Annotated in this window: 17 protein-coding genes; 6 read left to right on the top strand and 11 right to left on the bottom strand. The window is 73.5% G+C overall.

Annotated elements, in window-relative coordinates; translation table 11 throughout:
• Positions 1–72: 72 nt before the first annotated feature.
• From ACE1OA_RS02495 to ACE1OA_RS02465, 7 genes are all read right to left on the bottom strand, one after another.
• Complete coding sequence (locus tag ACE1OA_RS02495) at positions 73–1,272, bottom strand: globin domain-containing protein (protein WP_432752148.1); 1,200 nt, start codon at positions 1,270–1,272, stop codon at positions 73–75.
• Between the two features lie 88 nt (positions 1,273–1,360).
• Positions 1,361–1,804, bottom strand: coding sequence for an RrF2 family transcriptional regulator (locus ACE1OA_RS02490; RefSeq protein ID WP_356605135.1), 444 nt, complete (start codon positions 1,802–1,804; stop codon positions 1,361–1,363).
• Positions 1,805–1,840: 36 nt separating this feature from the next.
• On the bottom strand, positions 1,841–2,659 hold the full coding sequence (locus tag ACE1OA_RS02485) for a hypothetical protein (protein ID WP_432752147.1): 819 nt from the start codon (positions 2,657–2,659) through the stop codon (positions 1,841–1,843).
• A 134-nt stretch (positions 2,660–2,793) separates the two neighbouring features.
• A complete protein-coding gene (locus ACE1OA_RS02480; protein ID WP_356605131.1) occupies positions 2,794–3,189 on the bottom strand; it encodes an SHOCT domain-containing protein in 396 nt (131 codons plus the stop codon).
• 117 nt (positions 3,190–3,306) lie between these two features.
• Positions 3,307–3,762, bottom strand: coding sequence for a peroxiredoxin (locus tag ACE1OA_RS02475; protein WP_356605129.1), 456 nt, complete (start codon positions 3,760–3,762; stop codon positions 3,307–3,309).
• Between the two features lie 103 nt (positions 3,763–3,865).
• Positions 3,866–4,861 carry a LysR family transcriptional regulator gene (locus ACE1OA_RS02470; RefSeq protein WP_356605127.1) on the bottom strand — a complete coding sequence of 332 codons (996 nt, stop codon included), beginning with the start codon at positions 4,859–4,861 and terminating at the stop codon, positions 3,866–3,868.
• Between the two features lie 70 nt (positions 4,862–4,931).
• Complete coding sequence (locus ACE1OA_RS02465) at positions 4,932–5,504, bottom strand: PadR family transcriptional regulator (RefSeq protein WP_356605125.1); 573 nt, start codon at positions 5,502–5,504, stop codon at positions 4,932–4,934.
• Between the two features lie 298 nt (positions 5,505–5,802).
• On the opposite strand from ACE1OA_RS02465, the gene ACE1OA_RS02460 reads away from it, so the two are divergent.
• From ACE1OA_RS02460 to ACE1OA_RS02445, 4 genes are all read left to right on the top strand, one after another.
• Positions 5,803–6,288, top strand: a complete 486-nt coding sequence (locus tag ACE1OA_RS02460; protein ID WP_356605123.1) for an SRPBCC domain-containing protein — start codon at positions 5,803–5,805, stop codon at positions 6,286–6,288.
• 106 nt (positions 6,289–6,394) lie between these two features.
• Positions 6,395–6,958, top strand: a complete 564-nt coding sequence (locus ACE1OA_RS02455) for an MBL fold metallo-hydrolase (protein WP_361309984.1) — start codon at positions 6,395–6,397, stop codon at positions 6,956–6,958.
• Positions 6,959–7,094: 136 nt separating this feature from the next.
• Positions 7,095–8,441 (top strand): Ig-like domain-containing protein, encoded by a 1,347-nt coding sequence (locus ACE1OA_RS02450; RefSeq protein ID WP_432752146.1) that lies wholly within the window; start codon positions 7,095–7,097, stop codon positions 8,439–8,441.
• 17 nt (positions 8,442–8,458) lie between these two features.
• Positions 8,459–8,857 (top strand): CU044_2847 family protein, encoded by a 399-nt coding sequence (locus ACE1OA_RS02445; protein WP_386540386.1) that lies wholly within the window; start codon positions 8,459–8,461, stop codon positions 8,855–8,857.
• A 24-nt stretch (positions 8,858–8,881) separates the two neighbouring features.
• Here ACE1OA_RS02445 and ACE1OA_RS02440 read toward each other — a convergent pair whose 3' ends face one another.
• Positions 8,882–9,667, bottom strand: a complete 786-nt coding sequence (locus ACE1OA_RS02440) for a DeoR/GlpR family DNA-binding transcription regulator (RefSeq protein WP_356605115.1) — start codon at positions 9,665–9,667, stop codon at positions 8,882–8,884.
• Positions 9,668–9,722: 55 nt separating this feature from the next.
• Here ACE1OA_RS02440 and ACE1OA_RS02435 point away from each other — a divergent pair, with 55 nt between their 5' ends.
• A complete protein-coding gene (locus tag ACE1OA_RS02435; RefSeq protein WP_432752145.1) occupies positions 9,723–10,925 on the top strand; it encodes an MFS transporter in 1,203 nt (400 codons plus the stop codon).
• A gap of 74 nt (positions 10,926–10,999) precedes the next feature.
• Here ACE1OA_RS02435 and ACE1OA_RS02430 read toward each other — a convergent pair whose 3' ends face one another.
• Positions 11,000–13,495, bottom strand: a complete 2,496-nt coding sequence (locus ACE1OA_RS02430; RefSeq protein ID WP_432752144.1) for an ATP-dependent Clp protease ATP-binding subunit — start codon at positions 13,493–13,495, stop codon at positions 11,000–11,002.
• A gap of 574 nt (positions 13,496–14,069) precedes the next feature.
• Between ACE1OA_RS02430 and helR the strand changes: the two genes are divergently transcribed.
• The gene (gene helR / locus ACE1OA_RS02425; RefSeq protein ID WP_386545220.1) at positions 14,070–16,223 is read left to right on the top strand and encodes an RNA polymerase recycling motor ATPase HelR; all 2,154 of its coding nucleotides are present in this window, start codon (positions 14,070–14,072) and stop codon (positions 16,221–16,223) included.
• Positions 16,224–16,280: 57 nt separating this feature from the next.
• Here helR and ACE1OA_RS02420 read toward each other — a convergent pair whose 3' ends face one another.
• Positions 16,281–17,567: an alpha/beta hydrolase gene (locus ACE1OA_RS02420; protein ID WP_432752143.1), complete on the bottom strand. Its 1,287-nt coding sequence runs from the start codon at positions 17,565–17,567 to the stop codon at positions 16,281–16,283.
• Between the two features lie 165 nt (positions 17,568–17,732).
• Complete coding sequence (locus tag ACE1OA_RS02415; protein ID WP_386545213.1) at positions 17,733–19,349, bottom strand: extracellular catalytic domain type 2 short-chain-length polyhydroxyalkanoate depolymerase; 1,617 nt, start codon at positions 19,347–19,349, stop codon at positions 17,733–17,735.
• Positions 19,350–19,422: the final 73 nt, after the last annotated feature.

The following is a 19,422-nucleotide window of genomic DNA, read 5'->3' as shown; positions in this document are numbered from 1 at the left end:
GACCGGGGCTCTGTCGTATCCGGACCGCGGGCCTCCGTGCGCCCCTGGTCCGGCGTGCGCGCCGTTCGGGTCTCAGGCGTCGGCGCCGAGCCACAGGTCGGGGCCGAAGACCTCGTAGTGGACCGCCGAAGCGGCGACCCCGCGGGCCAGCAGGTCGCCCCGCACCGCGCGCATGAAGGGCAGCGGGCCGCAGAGGTACACCGACACGTCGGCGGGCAGGTCCAGGACCGAGACGTCCGCGCGGCCGGTGCGCGCCCCCGCCGCCTCGTCCGCGGCGTCGCCGTCCTCGTACCAGAGGTGCAGGGCGCCCTGCGGGAGGGCGTCGACCAGGCGGCGCAGCTCCTCGCGGTGCGCGTGGCCGGCGGGGGAGCGGTCGGCGTGGACGACCGTGACCGCGCGGGTCGACCCGGTGGCGGCGAGGTGGTCGAGCATGGCCAGCATCGGGGTGCTCCCGATCCCCGCGGAGGCCAGCAGAAGGGGCCCGTCGCCCTCGGGCAGGACGAGGTCGCCGAAGGGGGCGGAGACCTCGACCGTGTCGCCGGCCCGGCCGTGGGCGTGCAGCCAGGTCGACACCTCGCCCGCAGGGTCGCCGTCGACCCGCTTCACGGTGATCCGCCACTGGGGCCGGCCGGGCGCGGACGAGAGGCTGTACTGCCGGATCTGCCGGGCACCGTCGGGGAGCCCGACCCGCACGCTCACGTACTGGCCCGGCCGGAACGCCTCCGTCGGCCGCCCGTCCGCGTGCCGCAGCACGAAGGAGACCGTGTCGGCCGTCTCCTCGCGGCGCTCGGCGATCTCCATCGTCTGCCACACCCCGCCCTCGGCGACCCCCTTGTCGGCGTAGAGCCGCGCCTCCAGGGCGATGAGGGCGTTGGCCATCAGCCAGTAGACCTCGTCCCACGCCTGGGCGACCTCGGGCGTGACGGCCTCGCCGAGGACGTCGACGATCGCGGCGAACAGGTGCTCGTGGACGACCTTGTACTGCGCCGACGTGACGCCGAGCGAGGCGTGCTTGTGCGCGATCCGGGCGAGCATGGCGTCCGGCCGGGCGTCGGGGTGCGCGAGGAGGGCGCCGGCGAAGGCGGCTATCGAGCCGGCCAGCGCCCGCCGCTGGTCGCCGCTCGCCTGGTTGCCGCGGTTGAAGAGGTCCCTGAGCAGCTCGGGGTGGGCGTCGAACAGGCCCGCGTAGAACCGCTCGGTGATCTCGTCGAGCGCGGCCCCCACGACGGGGAGGGTGGCGCGCACGACCGGGGTGGCCTGCTGGGACAGCATCGAGACTCCAATGTGGTAGATGATCTGCGTATTTAAAGGCGGCAGAAGGAAGGGAGGGTGGTCGGCGCGGCGTGCGCCGGGGTGCGGGTCAGTCCGGGCGTCGCCCGGAAAGCGAGACGAGGACGGGGCCGGTCGGGGATTCCACGAGATCCGCCACCGTCAGCGGGTCGAGGGTGCGGTAGAACGCCTCCTGCGCCTCACGCAGCGCGCCGCGCAGCCGGCAGGCCGTTCGCAGGGGGCACGGCGGGTCGCCCTCGCAGGCGACGACCTCCTCCTCGCCCTCCAGGGTCCGGACCAGCCATCCGACGGAGGCCTGCCGCCCGGTCCCGGTGAGGGTCAGGCCGCCGCCCCGGCCCCGCCGCGCCTCGACGACGCCGAGGTGCTGCAGCCGGGTGACCACCTTCGCCATGTGGGCGTAGGGCACGGCCATCTCCTCGGCCACCTCGCGCGTGGTGGCCGAGTCGTCCTGCCCGGAGACCGCCAGGCGCATCACGGCACGCAGCGCCAGGTCGGTGAATTTCGTCAACCGCACATGCTGACGCTATCAAATAGGTATCTCGCGTACTGATTAAGGGGGGTCTTCGCGGTCCGCTTCGCCGGCGGAGTCCTCGCGGCGGCGGCGCCGACGCCGCCACAGCCACAGCCCGCCCATGAGGAACGAGCCTGTGACGAGCACGGCGGTCAGCACCGGCCACCGCCTGCCCGCGATGCCGACGTCGGTGAGCAGGACCAGCGCCACCGCCACGACCACCACGAGCAGCGACCCCGCGCCGCGCAGCGCGGCGAGGGCCGTGCCCGGGTCGAGGCGCCCCGGCCGCCGGGCCGCGGGTCCCGGCCCGCCGAAGTAGAAGACGGCCGCCCGGTGGTTCAGCCGACGCGTCGCCCGCTGGTAGTTGAACGCCATGTACGGGAGCCAGACCAGCGGCGCGACCAGGCCGGTCAGGAACACGACCGCCAGCAGCGTCCACTGCCCGATCCGGACGAGCCGCCGGGGCGCCTCGTCGGGCGTCACCAGGCCGAGCAGCCGGGCCATCCGCAGGACCAGCACCCACAAGGACGACAGCCGGCCCCGGCGTTCGGGCGGCGGCTCCGGGCCGGCCTCCAGGCCCTTCGCCGCCGCGCCGACGTCGGCGTACACCCCCTGCAGCACCAGCAGTTCGGCCGCGCGGGCCGGGTCGGTGGTGTCCCGGCCGTCGAGACCGGCCAGTTCGAGGATCGTGCGTGCCTGCGCCAGCAGCGCCGCACAGAAGGCGAACGGCACGAGGACCATGAACGGGCCGCCCACGAAGGCTCCTTCGGCGACGACCCGGCGGCGTCCCCGTGTCGTCACGAGCGCCTGGAGTTCCTCGGGCCCCGCGTCGGGGTGGGCGTCGCGCAGCCGTGCCACGCTCCGGCCGGCACGGGCGCCGTGCAGGCGCAACGCGAACCCGGCCAGCAGCTCGGGCAGCCGGCCGGGTTCCGCGAGCGCTCTCGCGAGGAGCGAACGGGAGGCGGCGTCGGAGGCTGATCCTCCGGTCCCGGTCAGGACAGGACCTTGGCCTTCGCCTTCTGGAACTCCTCCTCCGTGATGGCGCCGGAGCTCTTCAGTTCGGCGAGTCTGGCCAGTTCGTCGGCGTGACTCTTCCCGTCACCCGAACCGGCCGTCTTGCGGATGTACGACTGGAACGCGGCCTCGCTCTCCTTGGCCTGCTTCAGATCGCGTTGGGTCATGCTCTTGCCCCGGGCGATCACGTAGATCAGCACGCCGAGGTAGGGGACCAGGATGCACAGGACCAGCCAGCCGGCCTTGGCCCAGCCGTTCAGTTCGTGGTCCCGGAAGATGTCGGTGATCACCTTGAACAGCAGGAAGAGCCACATGATCCAGATGAAGAACCAGAGCATCGTCCAGAAGACGTTGAGCAGGGGATAGTCGTCCATTCCTGTACTCCGTTCCCACAGCGGGGCGCTTACGGCGCCGCTATAGGAGTGAGTGTCACCGAACAGCCGATCGCCCGCATGTCGAGAGCGATCGGCTGTTCGCGCGGAACGGACGGGTCAGGCGGTGCGGGTGCGCAGCGCGGCCAGCGCGCGGTCGGCGTGGGCGCTCATCCGCAGCTCGCTGCGGACGACCTCCAGCACCCGGCGGTCCTGGTCGATCACGAAGGTCACGCGCTTCGTCGGCGCGAGCGAGAAGCCGCGCGTCACCCCGAACCGGTCCCTTATCTCGCCCTTCGGGTCGGACAGCAGGGGATAGCCGAGCGAGTGCCGGTCGGCGAATTCCTGCTGCCGCTCGACCTCGTCGGAGCTGATGCCGACCGGTCGTGCCCCGGCGGCCCGGAACTCGCCCGCGAGGTCGCGGAAGTGGCAGGCCTCGGCCGTGCAGCCGGGGGTCATGGCGGCCGGGTAGAAGAACAGCACGACCGGCCCCTCCTCGAGCAGCCCGGTCAGCGACCGGGAGGTCCCCGTTTCATCCGGAAGAGTGAAGTCCTCGACGATGTCACCGATCTTCATCCGGCCCGCCCCTTGTCCGCTCGGCTGCGTCTGCGCGAATCCGCCACAGTGCCGGCGGCCCCACCGGTCGCCGACCAGGCGACGTTACCGCAGGGTAGGTGCGTCACCAACGGTGGGCGGCGGCGAGCAACCGGTCGCGGACCAGTGCCACGTGCGGGTTGTCGGGGGCGCCCGGCCGCCGGACCAGGTAGGCCGTGTTGATCGGCGGGTCCTCGGGGTCGAGCAGGGCCACCAGCCGGCCCGCCTCGAACTCCGCCCGGCACAGGTAGCGCGGCAGGACGCCGAAGCCGGCCCCGGCCGTGATCGTGGCCAGGACCCCCCGCAGGTCCGGCATGGTGACGGCCGCCTCGCCGGTCAGCCGCCGCCCGAAGACGTGCCGCCAGTACCGGCGGGCGATCGGCAGGTCCTCCGCGTACATCACCATCGGCACGCCGTGCAGGGCGGCGGGCCCGTCGGTCGCGAGCGCCTCCCGGTCGATCCGCAGCGCCCGTTCCGGAGCGGCGACGAGGACGAACTCCTCGTCCACCAGCGGCACGGCGGTCAGCGTGCGCCCGCGGGGCCGGACGGTCGAGACCACCAGGTCGTGGTGGCCCGCGCGCAGTCCGTCGAGGAGTTCCTCCGTGAGCCCGGTGGTCACCCGGAGCCGGACACCCTCCTCGACCAGGGGCGCCAGAGCGGGCAGCGCGGCCTCGCACAGGAATTCGGCCGGACCCGCCAGATGGACCGGCTGCGGCGCGGGGTGCGCCTGCGGGCCGTGGTCGGCGACCGCCGCCAGCGCGTCGAGCGGGGCCGCCACGCGGGCGGCCAGTTCGTCGGCGTAGGGCGTCGGGGCCACCCCGCGCGGCTGCCGTTCGAACAGCTCGCGGTCGAGCCGGCGCTCCAGGGCGCGGATCTGGGTGGTGACGGTCGGCTGGGACAGCGTCAGCAGCCGGGCTGCGGCGGTGAAGGACCCGGTGCGGTGCACGGCGAGGAAGGTGCGCAGCAGGGACAGGTCGAGCGGCCCCCGCGGCGCGGCCGCCGACCGCCCGGCGCGGTCGTCCTCGAAGGAACCGGCCGCCCCGGCACCCTCGTCCGCGCCATCGGCCTTCCTATCGGTCACGGTGAGAAGCATAGGCGGACGAGGGGGAGCGGGCTCCCGCCCCGTCATCCTCCCGGGCGGGCGCGGTGGCTCAGTTCGTCTGCTTCGCGGCGCTCAGCCGCTGTTCGAGGATCGTCAGCACCCGCTCGCCCCAGCGCAGGTTCTCCTCCTCCAGGGACCGGCCGCGCATGAGCGTGAGATAGGGGCCGATCCGCTCGGCCTCCCGCAGGTACGTCACCTCGTCCCGGCCGTCGAGCAGCCAGTCGCGCAGCCGGTCGTAGCGCGCCAGCTTCCCCCGCGACCATTCCATCCGCTCGTGGACGAAGCCGCGGACCGCCTCGGTGTCGCCCTCGTCGCAGGCCTGCACCTGCACCATCAGCTCGTCCCGGATGGCGGTGGGGCGCGGCGCCTGGGTCGTGTAGGCGACCAGGTCCTCACGGCCCGCCTCGGTGAGCGTGAACATCCGCTTGTTCGGACGCCGTTCCTGCTGGACGACCCGGGCGGCGATCAGGCCGGCCTCGGAGAGCCGGTCCAGCTCCCGGTAGAGCTGCTGCGGCGTGGCCGCCCAGAAGTTGGCCACGGACACGTCGAAGATCTTGGCCAGGTCGTATCCGGATGCCTCGCCCTCCAGAAGAGCGGCGAGGACGGCGTGCTTGAGCGACATCCCGACACGCTAGCAGTTCGTTGAATAGTTTCTTCCGCACCTATTCAACGGATGGCCCTGTGCGGGGCATGTGGGGCGGAAGGGGCGAACCCGCCCGATCGGCTGCGGAGATCGTACGCGCCCCCGGCAGGACGTTGCCGCGCCGTCCGCCGCCCCGGTCCGGCCGTACCGGCGGATGGCGGGCCGGGACGCGGGCGTCTGCGTGGCGGTCGGGCACCCGGCTGCCTACCGTGGAGGTAGTCGGAAGACTGCGCGGTGAGGCGGGGGATGCGCGAGAGTCAGCATGGGAGCGGCCCCGATGGACAGCAACGCGTTCGTCTACACCACGTACATCCGCACCACCCCGGACGAGCTGTGGCAGGCCCTGACCGACGCCGCCTTCACGCGCCGCTACTGGGGCGTCGCCTTCGAGACCACGTGGACGGCCGGCTCGCGGATGGTCTGGGACCAGGACGGCCGCCAGACCGCCGACCCGGACCAGGTGGTCCTCGCGGCCCGGCCGGGCCGCCTGCTCTCGTACACCTGGCACTCCTTCACGCCCGAGTGGGCCGAGGCGGTCGGAGTGGACGACGAGACCTACGCGCGGCTGTCGAAGGAACGCCGTTCCAAGGTGACGTTCGCGATCGAGCCGGCGGGGGACATCGTCAAGCTCGTCGTCACCCACGACGACCTGGAACCCGACGGGATGATGCGCGACATGATCGGCGAGGGCTGGCCCTCGCTGCTCTCCAGTCTCAAGTCCCTCCTGGAGACGGGGGAGGAGCTGCCCGAGCCGCCGCGCTGACAAGCCCTCCGCGCGTTGGCGCCCGCGTGATCATTGGCGAGAATTCGCGAGGGCGGGTGGCTGGAAATCGCTCAACTGCCCGACCGGGCCGCGCTAGCGTGCGCCCATGACCGCCACCTTGACCGTCCTGACCGCCGGTTACGTCGGCCCCCGCACCGCGTCCACCGTCAGCCTCCTGCGCGAGGGCGACGTCGTGGTCGTCGTCGATCCCGGCATGGTCGCCGACCGCGCCCTCATCCTGGGGCCGCTCGCGGACGCCGGTATCGCTCCCGAGCAGGTCACGGACGTGGTCTTCAGCCATCATCATCCCGACCACACGCTCAACGCCGCCCTCTTCCCGGCGGCCCGGTACCACGACCACTGGGCCGTCTACCAGGACGACCTGTGGACCGACCGCCCGGCCGACGGCTTCCGGCTCTCGCCGTCGATCAGGCTCGCGGCCACCCCGGGCCACACGGCGGAGGACATCAGCACCCTCGCCGACACCGCGGACGGGCTGGTCGTCCTCACCCACCTGTGGTGGTCCGCCGACGGTCCGGCCGAGGACCCGTACGCCACCGACCCCGACGCCCTCCACGCCTCCCGCCGCGCCATCCTCGACCTCGCCCCGGCCCTCGTCGTCCCCGGCCACGGCGCCGCCTTCGCGCCCACCCCCGGCACGCCCGGCTGAGGCGCCGGATTGGTGCTTTCGAGTCGTCTCCGAGTCCTCCCTCGCGCCACGCCCGGTCGGTTGATCATCTTTTCGTCCTGTCATCCGTTTTGATACTGCGGTCGACCGGTGCCGCGGGGAAGGAAGGGCGTCCGACGTGCCGTCACGAAGGAACACCACGAGGCGGGGTGCGCTCTCCGTCACGGTCGGGGTCGTCCTCGTCGCCACCGCGGCACAGTTCCCGGCGGAGGTCCGCGCGCCCCGGCCGGCCGCGGCGCCCGACCGCCCGGCGATCCTCCGGGTGGACCCCTGCGGGCCCGCCGGCGGGCTGTGCGGAGCACCCCGCTACACCGTGCTGCTGCCCGCCGGCGCCGTCACGACGGTCAGCCCCCTCACCTTCGAGGAGACCGTCACCGGACCGGTCGAGATCGCGCTCGGGACCCCCGGCCGGATGACCGACGTCACGGTCGTCGACGAACGGGGGCGGCAGGTCGCCGGACACGCGGCCGAGGACCGCACCCGCTGGACGAGCGCGAACGCGCTCCCCGCCGGCGGCCGGTTCACCGTCCGCCTCGCCGTCGAGGGCCTCGGACCGGACCGGCGGCGACGGCAGGCGGCGCGCCTCGAGTTCCGCACCCACCGGGCCCCGGCGGGGGAGCGGCTGGTGGCGACGTTCGGGCCGGACCCCGGCCGTACGTACGGTGTGGGGCAGCCCCTGACCGCCGAACTGAACCTGCCGGTGCCCGCCGACCGTCCCGAGGCCCGCCGCGTCGTCGAACGCGCCCTGGAGGTGCGCTCCGAGCCGCAGGTCGAAGGCTCCTGGTACTGGGTGGGCCCCACCACCCTCCACTACCGGCCCCGCGGCTACTGGCCCGCGCACGCCACGGTCCGCGTCCGCAGCGGCCTCGACGGCCTCCGCGTCACCGACGGCCTGTACGGAGGCCCGTCGAACCCGCTCACCCTCACCACCGGGGATCGCGTCGAGGCCGTCACCGACGTCGCCGCCCTGCGGATGACCGTCCGCCGCAACGGCGAGATCCTGCGCACCATCCCCGTGACCACGGGCAAGGCCGGCTACCGGACCCGCGGCGGCATCAAGGTCGTGCTCGGCAAGGAACCGATGGTCCGGATGCGCGGGGACTCCATCGGAATCGCCCGCGGCAGCGAGGACTTCTACGACCTCAAGGTCCGCTGGGCGACCCGGGTCACCTGGAGCGGCGAGTACCTGCACGCCGCTCCCTGGTCGACGGACGCCCAGGGCACCGAGAACGTCAGCCACGGCTGCACCGGCATGAGCACCGAGGACGCCGCCTGGCTCTTCCGCACCGTCCGCGAGGGCGATCTCGTCCAGGTGGTCAACGGATACGGCGAGCCGATGAGCCCCTTCGACAACGGCTTCGGCGACTGGAACCTGAGCTGGACCGACTGGCGGCACGGCAGCGTGCTCGGCCCGCGCCCGGTGACGCACCCCCGTCCCGCCGGCTCGCTGAACCCCGCCCTCTGAGCCGGAGGCTGGGCCGAATGACCGCTCCCCGTGCTCGCGCCGCACCCCGCGGCGATACTGACGCTCTGTTCGCCACCCGCTCCTCGGGAAGGACCGCCATGCCGGACGTCACCAAGGTCGACCTCGGTGAGGCCGTCCTCTTCGTGGAAACGGAGCGCCTCGGGCCCGACCTCGCCGAGGAAGGCCTGGAAGGACCTCGGGCGCTCACCCCGGACCTCTCCGAGGTCACCCACGCGCTGTCGTCCTTCGCCGGGCAGATCGGCGAGGCCCTGCACCGCGCGGCGCCGGACCGGGCGACCGTCGAGTTCGGCTGCCAGCTGGGCCTCGAGTCGGGCAAGTTGACCGCGCTCATCGTCAAGGGCAGCGCGACGGCCAACCTGCGGGTCACCCTCGAATGGGACCGATCCGCGCTCTGACGGGCCGCTGCCGGCCCGGCGCGGTCAGGCCCGGCGTACCGTCACGCCGGCCGCGGCCAGCGCCTCGGTCTCCTCGTGCGGGGCGGAGTCGTCCGTGACCACGGCGTGCAGCGCCGAGGCGGGCGCCACGAAGGCCAGTGCGGTCCGCGTGAGTTTGGCCCCCTCCGTCACGGCGACGACCCGGCGGGCCGAGGCGATCGCCGCCCGCTTGACCGCCGCGTCGTCCAGGTCGTACGCCGTCAGCCCGTGCTCGGCGTTCAGCCCGCAGCAGCCGACGACGGCCGTGTCGAACCGCAGGGCGGACAGCGACGCCAGCGTCAGCGGCCCGGTGAGCGCCAGCTCGCCGGGCCGGGGCCGGCCGCCGGGCACCAGAAGCGTCAGCCGCGGCCCCCCGCTCAGGGCGTTGACCGCGTGCAGGGACAGCGGCATCACGGTCACCCGTCGCTGCTCCAGAGCGTGGGCCACCTCGACGCAGGTCGTGCCGCTGTCCAGGACGACGGACTCGCCGTCCGCGATCAGTCCGGCCACCTCGGCCGCGATCCGCCGCTTGACGTCCCGTCCCTCGCCCGACCGCAGCGCGAAGGGCGGCTCCTCGCCGCGCAGCAGCAGACTGCGCGCCCCGCCGCGGTACCGCTCCAGGACTCCCTGGTCGGCCAGCAGCTCCAGATCTCGCCGGATGGTCATCTCGGACGCGCCGGTCAGCGCCGCCAGCTCGGCCACGCCGATCCGGCCCGCCGCGCGCACGGCGTCCGTGATCCGCCGCAGCCGTTCGGTGTTCGTTGCACTCGCCACTCCACGATAGAACATCATGCTTGTTCGAAACGCAAGGTTTCGAACATGGAGATTGTTCGATAGGTTCGCCGGCATGGAGAGAACCCTGCGGAACGCCCGCGTCGCCACCTTCGTCTACTTCGCCCTGAACGGCTTCCTCCTGGGCATGTGGGTCGTACACATCCCGGCCGTCGCGCACGCGGTGGGGATCGGCCACGCCGTCCTCGGCTGGCTTCTGCTGCTCCTCGGCCTCGGAGCCTTCGCCGGCATGCAGCTCGCCGGACCGCTCACCGACCGCCTCGGCGCCCGCACCGTCGTCCCCCTCGGCGCGGCCCTGTGCAGCGCCGCCGTCGTGCTGCCCGGACTCGCCGTCGACACCTGGACGCTCGGCGCCGCCCTGCTCCTCCTCGGCTTCGGCAACGGCTGCCTCGACGTGAGCATGAACGCCCACGCCGTCCAGGTGGAGAGCGGCTACGGACGCCCCGTCATGTCGGCCTTCCACGCCACCTTCTCCCTCGGCGGCGTCCTCGCGGCCCTGATCGGCGCCCGCACGCTCGACCGGGGCATGGCCCCCGCGGTGACCCTCGCCGCGGCTGCCGTCCTGGGCCTCGTCGTCGCCGGTGTCACCGCCCGCGCGCTGCTGCCCGCCGCCGCCCGCGCCGCCACCGCGGAAGACGCCGGCACCGGGACACCCGCCGGACGTCGTACCCCCCGACGGATCTGGATCCTGGCGGCCGTCGCCCTCATGCTGATGCTCTGCGAAGGCGTGGCCAACGACTGGAGCGTGCTCCACCTGCGCGACGTCCTGGACGCGCCGGCCGCCACCGCCGCGCTCGCCTACGGGGCCTTCTCCACGGCCATGACCGCCGGACGCCTGCTCGCCGACCGCCTCACCGGCCGGTTCGGTCCGGTGGCGATCCTGCGCCACGGCTCCGCGATCGCCGCGCTCGGCCTGACCGCGGCCGCGCTCTCCCCCTGGATCCCGCTCGCGCTCGCCGGCTGGGCCGTGTTCGGCGCCGGCCTCTCCGGCTGCATCCCCCAGCTCTTCAGCGCCGCCGGCCACGCCGACAGCGACGCCGCCGGGGTCAACGTCTCGCGGGTCGCGGGACTCGGCTACCTCGGCATGCTCGCCGGACCCGCCGTCATCGGGCCCCTGACCCACCTCGTGCCGCTCAACCTGACCTTCCTGCTGCCCGTCGCGTTCTGCGTCGTCGCCGCCGGGGCGGCCGGCATCCTCCGCGACCCGGGACCGGAGCCCACGCGTCAGGGCGTCCGACCGCGGACCGAGACCGTCTGAGCCCGGAACGCCGCAGGCCGGGGCCGGCCGCGCGGGCGCTCCCGTGTGGCCGGCCCCGTGACGCACGTGCCCGGTCAGGCGGCCTGTGGGACCTTCACCCGGCACACCAGGGCGTCGTTCTCGACGTCCGCCACGATCGTGTCGCCCGGATCGGCCTCGCCGCCCAGCAGCAGCGAGGCGATGCGGTTGTCGAGCTCCGCCTGGATCGTGCGGCGCAGCGGGCGGGCACCGAACTCGGGCTGGTGGCCGTGCGCGACGAGAAGCTCCTTCGCCGCCTCGGTCACCTCCAGCTCCATGCCCTGCGCGTGCACCCGGCGCCTGCTCTGCTCCAGCAGCAGGTCGAGGATCTGCCCGAGATCCTCCTTCTGCAGCCCGTGGAAGATGATCGTCTCGTCGATGCGGTTGAGGAACTCGGGCGCGAAGTGGCCCCGCAGGTCCCGCATCAGGTCGTCCCGGATCTCCGAGACGTCGCCGTGGTGGGCGAGGATCCGCTGCGCGCCGATGTTCGAGGTCATGATCACGACGCAGTTGCGGAAGCCGACCGTGCGGCCCTGCGCGTCGGTGAGCCGCCCGTCGTCCAGCACCTGCAGCAGGGTGTGGAAGACGTCCGGGTGCGCCTTCTCCACCTCGTCGAAGAGGAGCACGCTGTAGGGCTGCCGGCGGACCTTCTCGGTGAGCTGTCCCGCCTCCTCGTGCCCGACGTATCCGGGCGGGGCGCCGACGAGCCGGGACACCGTGTGCTTCTCCTGGAACTCGCTCATGTCGAACCGGACCATGCGGGTCTCGTCCCCGAAGAGCAACTCGGCCAGTGCCTTGGCCAGTTCCGTCTTCCCGACACCCGTGGGCCCGAGGAAGAGGAACGAGCCCACCGGACGCCCCGGATCGCCCATGCCCGCCCGGTTGCGCCGTACGGCCTGTGCGATCGCGGTGACCGCCTCGCCCTGGCCGACCACGCGACTGTGCAGCGCGTCCTCCAGCTTGAGCAGCTTCTCCTTCTCGCTCTGCGTCATCTGCGCCACCGGGATCCCGGTACGCCGGGACAGCACCTCCGCGATGTCGTCGACCGTCACCTCCCGCACACCCTCGCGCCGTTCGGCGACCTCCGCCTGCTCCGCCTCCAGCCGGGCGATGTCCTGCTTGATCGCGTTGGCCCGCTCGAAGTCCTCGGCCGCGACGGCCTCGTCCTTCTCGCGCCTCAGTCTGGCCAGCCGGTCCTCGCGGTCGACGACCTCGGTCGACTTGCCGAGGGAGCGCAGCCGGACACGGGCGCCCGTCTGGTCGATCAGGTCGATGGCCTTGTCGGGCAGGAACCGGTCGGAGACGTAGCGGTCGGAGAGCTCGGCCGCCGCCACCAGGGCGGCATCGCTGTACCGGACCTGATGGTGGGCCTCGTAGGAGTCGCGCAGGCCCTCCAGGATGAGCACCGTCTGCTCCACCGTCGGCTCGGGGATCATCACCGGCTGGAAGCGCCGTTCCAGCGCCGCGTCCTTCTCCACGTAGCGCCGGTACTCGTCGATCGTCGTCGCGCCCACGACGTGCAACTCGCCGCGGGCCAAGGCGGGCTTGAGCATGTTCCCGGCGTCCATGGCGCCCTCGCCGGCCGCGCCCGCCCCCACCACGGTGTGCAGCTCGTCGATGAACAGGACCGTCGACTCGGAGGCGTTCTTCACCTCGTCGATGACGTTCTTCAGCCGCTCCTCGAACTGGCCGCGGTACTGGGCCCCCGCCACGAGACCGGAGAGGTCGAGCGCGATGACCCGCTTGCCCTCCAGGGTCTCGGGGACCTGGCCCGCGACGATCCGCTGGGCCAGACCCTCCACGATCGCGGTCTTGCCCACGCCCGGCTCGCCGATCAGCACGGGGTTGTTCTTCGAGCGGCGCGACAGGATCTCGACGGTCTGCTCGATCTCGTCGGCCCGTCCCACCACCGGGTCGAGCTTCCCCGCCCGCGCCTCCTCCGTCAGGTCGCGGCCGTACTCGTCCAGGGTGGGTGTGGTGCTCTCCGGCGCCGACCCCGTCGGCCCGCTCTCGGCCCGCGCGGCCCGGTCCGCCGTCGACCGCAGACCCCCGACGTCCGTCCCGAAGGCGCCCAGCGTCTTCGCCGCCGCCGCGCCCGGGTCGTCGAGGAGCGCGCCGAGGATGTGCTCGGGACCGATGTAGGAGACCCCCGACTGTTGCGAACGCTGGTACGCCCGCAACAGGACGCGCTTGGCGGCGGGCGTGAGACCAGGCTCCGCGGACGGCGTCCCGCTCGCCCCCGGGAGCACCTCCGCGATGTCCCGCCCCAGTTCGTCGGGGTCGGCCCCGGTCCGGGCGATCAGCGAGCGGGCGGGCTCGATCTGCGTGCACGCCCACAGCAGATGCTCCGTGTCCAGGTCGGGGCTTCCGTCCTCGGACGCCCTGGCGGTGGCCCGGCCGATCAGCTCGCGCGCCGAGTCCGTGAGCAGGTTGCCGATCGGCACGCGCTGGACGGCCGGCGGTGAGGCGGCGGGGGACATGCCGAAGAAGCGGTTGAGGAGGTCGTCGAACGGATCCGATCCGCCCAGGGAACCGAAGGGAGACATGGTCATGTGAGGCCGTCCAGGGTGCGTCGCAGTCCGGGCAGTACTGCCTCCACTGGACCAGCCTCCGACGTGTCCCGCCCGTCCGGGCGCGCGCCCGGAGGGCGGGCGATGCGGTCGGGTCGGCTCCGCGCAGGGACGTCGCGGTGTCGCCGTACGCGGAGAACGCTCCGGGTCCGCGTGCTCCGAACGGGTCGCCCCGCACGCGGCAGCGGGGCTGTACCGACGTCGCGGGGGAGCGCATCCCGAGGGCTGTCCCGCATCCCAGGCGGACGACGGCAGCGACGCGAAGAGAGGGGTGAGGGGGACAAGGAGGAGTACCCACTCCTTTCCACTCTCAACTTATAGCGCACGGGGGGGCTTGCGGCAAGGCCCCGGTGGTGCCGCAGAATCATCGGCCGAAGCCGGAATCCACCGAAAGAGGAGACTCACTCCGTGCATGTGTTGTTGTCGGTCCAGGGGGCGTGCGGTGACGGCGAGCGGGCGCTGCGAACCGCTCAGCGGTCGCGGGCACACGGTGCCGGGAGGCGGGCCTGCCCGCGACCGGCCCGCGCGGGCGTGGACACGGAACGGAGCCGATGACATGAACTCTCTGACCACCAGTCCGTTCGAGCTGCCCGAGCGCCTCTCCGCCAAGGCCGACCCGGCGCTGATCGCCGGCGACGAGCGGCACTTCGCGGCCATCGCGGAGAGCCTGGAACAGACGATCGCCGAACTGTCCGAACGCCTCGACGCCGCCCGCCGGGCCCCCGGCGGCGTCGGCCGGGAGGCCATGGACCGCGACGCCGAGATCCACCGGCTGACCGGCCGGCTGCGCGCCCTGCGCCGCTTCGGCCTGGACCTCTGTCTCGGACACGTCGTCGGCGCGGACGACGCCGAACCCCTGTACATCGGACGGCTCGGGCTCACCGACAGCACGGGCCGCCGCCTGCTGGTCGACTGGCGTTCCCCGGCGGCCGAGCCGTTCTTCGCGGCCACCCACGCCCGGCCGATGGGCCTGACGAGCCGTCGCAGGTACCGCTGGACCCGCGGCCGGATCGGCGACTACTGGGACGAGGTGTTCACCGCCGACGGGCTCGAACGGCACGCGGCCCTCGACGACCAGTCCGCCTTCATCGCCGGCCTGGGAGCCAACCGGACGGAGCGGATGCGCGACGTGCTCGCCACCCTCCAGGCCGACCAGGACGCCATCGTCCGGGCCGGCTCCCGCGGCGCCCTCGTCGTCGACGGCGGCCCGGGCACGGGCAAGACGGTCGTCGCCCTGCACCGCTCCGCCTACCTCCTCTACTCCGACCCCCGGCTCGGGCAGCGGCGGGGCGGCGTCCTCTTCGTCGGTCCGCACCAGCCCTACCTGGCCTACGTCGCCGACGTCCTGCCCAGCCTCGGCGAGGACGGCGTGCGGACCTGCACCCTGCGCGACCTCGTCCCCGAGGGCGCCGCAGCCCCGGACGAGACCGACCCGGCCGTGGCCCGGCTGAAGTCGTCGGCGGCCATGGTGAAGGCCATCGAGAAGGCCGTCGCCTTCTACGAGGAACCGCCGTCCGAGGCGATGACGGTCAGCACCCCGTGGGCCGAGGTCCGGCTCACCGCCGACGACTGGGCCGAGGCGTTCGCCGCGCCCGGACCGGGCACGGCGCACAACGAGGCACGGGACCAGGTCTGGGACGAGCTGGTCACGATCCTGCTGGACAAGCACGACGGCGACGTACCCGTCGACCGCTTCCGCCGGGCCCTGCTCGGCGACCGCGAACTCGTCGACACCTTCCACCGGGCATGGCCCCTTCTCGAGGCGACCGACCTCGTCGGGGACCTGTGGTCGGTGCCCGCCTACCTGAGGATGTGCGCCCCCTGGCTCGGTCCCGACGAGGTCCGGCGGCTGAAGCGCGCCGACGCCCAGGCGTGGACGGCGTCCGACCTGCCGCTCCTGGACGCGGCCAGGCTGCGGCTCGGCGACCCGGAGGCGTCCCGTCGACGGCGCCGGCAGGAGGCGTCCGCCGCCGCCGAACGCGAACGCATGGCCGGTGTCATCGACAACATCATCGCGGCCGACGCCGACGGCGAGGGGGCGGTGACGATGCTGCGCGGACGGGACCTCCAGGACAGCCTGGTCGACGAGAGCGCGCTGCCCGGCTCCGGGGCCGACCCCCTCGCCGGTCCCTTCGCGCACATCGTCGTGGACGAGGCGCAGGAACTGACCGACGCGGAGTGGCAGATGCTGCTGCTGCGCTGCCCGTCCCGGAGCTTCACCATCGTCGGGGACCGCGCCCAGGCCAGGCACGGCTTCACGGAGTCGTGGCGCGAACGGCTGGAGCGGATCGGGCTCGACCGGATCGACGTGACGTCCCTGAGCATCAACTACCGGACCCCGGAGGAGGTCATGGCCGAGGCGGAACCGGTGATCCGGGCCGCGCTCCCGGACGCCAACGTGCCCACCTCGGTGCGCAGCAGCGGCATCCCCGTCGTCCGCGGATCCGTCACGGAGCGGGACGGGATCATCGAGTCGTGGCTCGCCGAACACGCCGAGGGGGTCGCCTGCGTCATCGGCGACCCGACGTTCCGGGACACGCCCCGCGTCCGCTCGCTGACGCCGGAGCTCTCGAAGGGGCTCGAGTTCGACCTGGTCGTCCTCGTCGACCCGGAGGACTTCGGCACGGGCGTGGCGGGAGCCGTCGACCGCTACGTCGCGATGACCCGGGCGACGCAGCGACTCGTCGTCCTCACGAGCCGCCGGCCCTGAGCGGCGGCGGCGCCGAGAGGCCCCGCCCGGGATCCGGGCGGGGCCGCCGTAGCGCCGTCAGCCGCGCGCGAGCGTGTCGAACCAGCGCACGATGTGCGGTCCGGCCAGCTTGAAGGAGCCGTTGTGGTCGGCCTTCCCGTGGTCGACCACCGGCGCCGTCACCCCGTGGCGGGCCAGATCGGCCGCGCAGTGCGCGGAGTTGGCGATCGGCACGTCCGTGTCCCCGGCCGCGGTGTGCAGCCGGACGGGGACCGCCGGCTTCCAGTCGCAGGTGCCGTCCTGGGCCCCGAGTGCCGCCGCCAGCGCGCCGTCCGGATGCCGCAGCCGTTCGAGGAACGCGTCGGTCAGCAGCTCCCGCACCGAGCCGGGCAGCCTGCCGACCACCTCCTCCTCGGTGTGGCGGGTGTCGAACAGCCCCTCCACCTGGTCGGCGTACGGTCGGCGGAACACCTCCGCGGGGTCCTGGTACAGCGGGTGCAGCCTGTTCTGCGCGGTGAGGAAGTACGCCATGTAGAAGACACCGCTGATGTCGTTGACGCGCCCGTCGAGCAGGCCGGGGACCTCCGCGCCCCGGAGGTCGTACGGCCCCGCGACCGGCGCGAGACCGCGCAGCCGGAAGCGCCGGTCCGCGCCCCGCGCCAGCTCGCGGCCGAGCGCCATGGCCACCTGCCCGCCCTGGGAGAACCCGGTGCCGTACACGTCGCCGGTGAGCGGCCGGCCCAGGCGGCCGGCGGCGGTGCGCGCGGCCCGCAGCATGTCGAGGGAGGCGGAGACGGAGGACGAGGTGTCCATGTACGGGTGGAGCCCGGGGCCCCGGCCCAGCCCGAGGTAGTCGGGGGCGGCGACCGCCCGCCCGGCGGAGGCGTGGAGGTAGGGGGCGTACAGCCCGAAGTCCTCGGTGACGGACGGAGCGTAGTCCCGGTGGACCATGGTGCCGTGCGTGTCGGACACCAGGTCGAGCCGCCGTTCCCCGCCCCGGGGGAGCACCAGCAGGCCGGTGGCGACGGTCGGAGCCCCCTGCGGGGTGACGGTCCGGTAGGTCAGCCGGTAGCCGCGCACCCCGTGGCGCACGGTCCCGGTGTCGATGCCGGCGGCGCCCAGGAACGTGGCGACCTCGGCCCGGCCGAGGTCGGACACCGGAGTGACGGCGAGGAGGGCGCCGCGCCCCGCCGCCTGTCGGTGCTGAGCGGCGGTGGCGGCGACGCCCGTCCCGGCCGGTGCCGCGACGGCCGGAACCGCGACGAGGACGGCGAGGGCGACGGCGGCCGAGGCCGCCGCGAGACGGCGGACGCGCCGGCAACGGGCCCCGTCCCGGGGCGAGTCGGAAGTGATGGTCTCGGTCATGGCGACGACGCTACGGAGCCGGCGCTCCCCGGGACATCCGACGGCCCCCCGGCCTCCGGGTGGCCCCGGCCTCACCCCGGAAGCGGGGATTCCCCCCGGGCGGGGAGCGGGACGCCACCCCGCGGTGCCCGGCCCGCGGCCGGCCGGGCACCGCCGGGAGCGCGGCTACCGGTACTCGACCGTCAGCGTCACCGGCGTGTCCTTGTTGACGAAGAGATACGCGGTCGACGTGGGAGCCGCCTCGAACCGGAGCCGGAACTGGGTGGTCCCCCTGCGGTCGAACGCCGCGAGGGCCGCTGCCGAGAGGTCCGTCGAGACCGCGCCGCCCGAGGAGAACGCGGCGACCGAAGCCCCGCCCGCCACCGTGGCGGTCGCGCCCCAGTCGGCGGCCTCGACCGCGCAGCCGCCGAAGCAGCCCGTCCGGACGTCCACCAGCAGCCGGTTCCCCGCGGGCGAGGACCACGGGTCGCCCGAACCGCTGCTGCGGTTCACCGTCAGGTACGCCCGGGTGATCTCCTTCCCCGCGGGGATCGTCGACGTGTCGAAGGACAGCAGGGTCCGGTTCACCTTGCCGTCGGTGCCCCGTCCCAGCGCGAGCCCGTACGTGTCCTCCAGCGTGCCGACAGTCGCCCCCGAACCGTCGGCCGCCGCCTTGACGTACCCGTCCTGCGCGTCCGTGCCGGCGATCGTCATCCGGTCACCGGCCGGCGGGGGAGTGCCGCCGCCGCGCAGCGCCCGGACCATGCCCATGATCGCCTCGATCTGCTTGCCGCCGTGCCGGGCGTAGGCCGAGTCGCCGAGGTAACCCCACCAGTTCCAGCAGCCGTTGGGGTTCTCCAGCGTGGCCGTCGCGGCCGCCTGCGGGTACAGCACGATCATCCGGTTGGTGTCGGCGTACTCGTTCAGATACGCCTTGTCGATGAACTGGGTTCCGAAGCCCTGATACCCGTGGCCCTGCTTGCAGCCGTGCAGCGCCACCATCAGCGTGCACGTCGCCCCGCCCGAGCAGGAGGCGGGGACGTACACGAAGCCGTTCTCGTCCAGCGACAGGGGCGCCGCCGCGCCGCCGGGGGCGTAGAGGTTCTGGTCGAACCGGATCAGCGACCCCGTCGGCGAGGCGCTCGGGGCCGCGACCGTGCCCAGCAGGTGGCCGAGCAGGTCGCGTTCGGCGTCGAAACCGCAGTTGCTGATCCACGGAGTCTGCGTGACCGTACAGGAGTTGGGGCCCAGCGGACTGATCCACGCGTGCCCGGCCGCGGTGCTCCGGTTGTACTGGACCCGGGCGCCGAACCGCCCGTAGTAGTCGGCCAGCGCGTCGGCCACCGGCCGCTTCACGGTCGTGTCGCCCGAACCGCTGAACACGTAGACGGGGTCGCCGGCCAGCTGGGACACCGGATCGACGAGTCCCTGCGCCGACCAGTTCCGGGTGGTCTGCTCCAGCTGCGCGAGCTGCAGGTCCTGGGTCGTGTTCATACAGGCGTTGAGCGCGGTGGCGAGCAGGTTCTGGGCGCAGTCGTACGGGCCGGAGGCGAAGGCCGCCGATCCGCCGAAGGTGCCGGAGTACGCCACGTGCAGTTGGGTGGCCATGTAGCCGCCCGAGGAGACCCCCGAGCTGTAGACCGCGCCGACGTCGTACGGCTGGAGCGTCCCGGGAACCGGCGCCGGGGCCGCCGCGGCCGCGGGTGTCGCGCCGCCGGGCGCCGCGAGGGGGAAGAGGACCGCGGCCACGGACAGCAGCAGCGCTGCCAGCCTGCGCGGACGGGCGGTGTGGGGTGGTCGCATGAGTACTCCCGGGCGGCTCGGTCATGGGTGATGGCCGGGAGGCTAGAGGCGGCCGGGCCGCGGCTCCTATGGG

Source organism: Streptomyces sp. JL2001 (assembly GCF_050917515.1).
Taxonomy (GTDB): Bacteria; Actinomycetota; Actinomycetes; order Streptomycetales; family Streptomycetaceae; genus Streptomyces.
The sequence above is the reverse complement of the archived record's forward strand: the minus strand, read 5'-3'. Positions and strand labels throughout refer to the sequence as shown.

What these genes read in the sequence shown, in the direction of transcription:
- ACE1OA_RS02460 (WP_356605123.1), top strand. Translation starts at nt 5,803, where the DNA reads ATGGACAGCAACGCGTTCGTCTACACCACGTACATCCGCACCACCCCG.
- ACE1OA_RS02445 (WP_386540386.1), top strand. Translation starts at nt 8,459, where the DNA reads ATGACCGCTCCCCGTGCTCGCGCCGCACCCCGCGGCGATACTGACGCT.
- helR (WP_386545220.1), top strand. Translation starts at nt 14,070, where the DNA reads ATGAACTCTCTGACCACCAGTCCGTTCGAGCTGCCCGAGCGCCTCTCC.
- ACE1OA_RS02455 (WP_361309984.1), top strand. Translation starts at nt 6,395, where the DNA reads ATGACCGCCACCTTGACCGTCCTGACCGCCGGTTACGTCGGCCCCCGC.
- ACE1OA_RS02420 (WP_432752143.1), bottom strand. Translation starts at nt 17,567, where the DNA reads ATGACCGAGACCATCACTTCCGACTCGCCCCGGGACGGGGCCCGTTGC.
- ACE1OA_RS02475 (WP_356605129.1), bottom strand. Translation starts at nt 3,762, where the DNA reads ATGAAGATCGGTGACATCGTCGAGGACTTCACTCTTCCGGATGAAACG.
- ACE1OA_RS02440 (WP_356605115.1), bottom strand. Translation starts at nt 9,667, where the DNA reads ATGATGTTCTATCGTGGAGTGGCGAGTGCAACGAACACCGAACGGCTG.
- ACE1OA_RS02480 (WP_356605131.1), bottom strand. Translation starts at nt 3,189, where the DNA reads ATGGACGACTATCCCCTGCTCAACGTCTTCTGGACGATGCTCTGGTTC.
- ACE1OA_RS02465 (WP_356605125.1), bottom strand. Translation starts at nt 5,504, where the DNA reads ATGTCGCTCAAGCACGCCGTCCTCGCCGCTCTTCTGGAGGGCGAGGCA.
- ACE1OA_RS02430 (WP_432752144.1), bottom strand. Translation starts at nt 13,495, where the DNA reads ATGACCATGTCTCCCTTCGGTTCCCTGGGCGGATCGGATCCGTTCGAC.
- ACE1OA_RS02435 (WP_432752145.1), top strand. Translation starts at nt 9,723, where the DNA reads ATGGAGAGAACCCTGCGGAACGCCCGCGTCGCCACCTTCGTCTACTTC.
- ACE1OA_RS02415 (WP_386545213.1), bottom strand. Translation starts at nt 19,349, where the DNA reads ATGCGACCACCCCACACCGCCCGTCCGCGCAGGCTGGCAGCGCTGCTG.
- ACE1OA_RS02495 (WP_432752148.1), bottom strand. Translation starts at nt 1,272, where the DNA reads ATGCTGTCCCAGCAGGCCACCCCGGTCGTGCGCGCCACCCTCCCCGTC.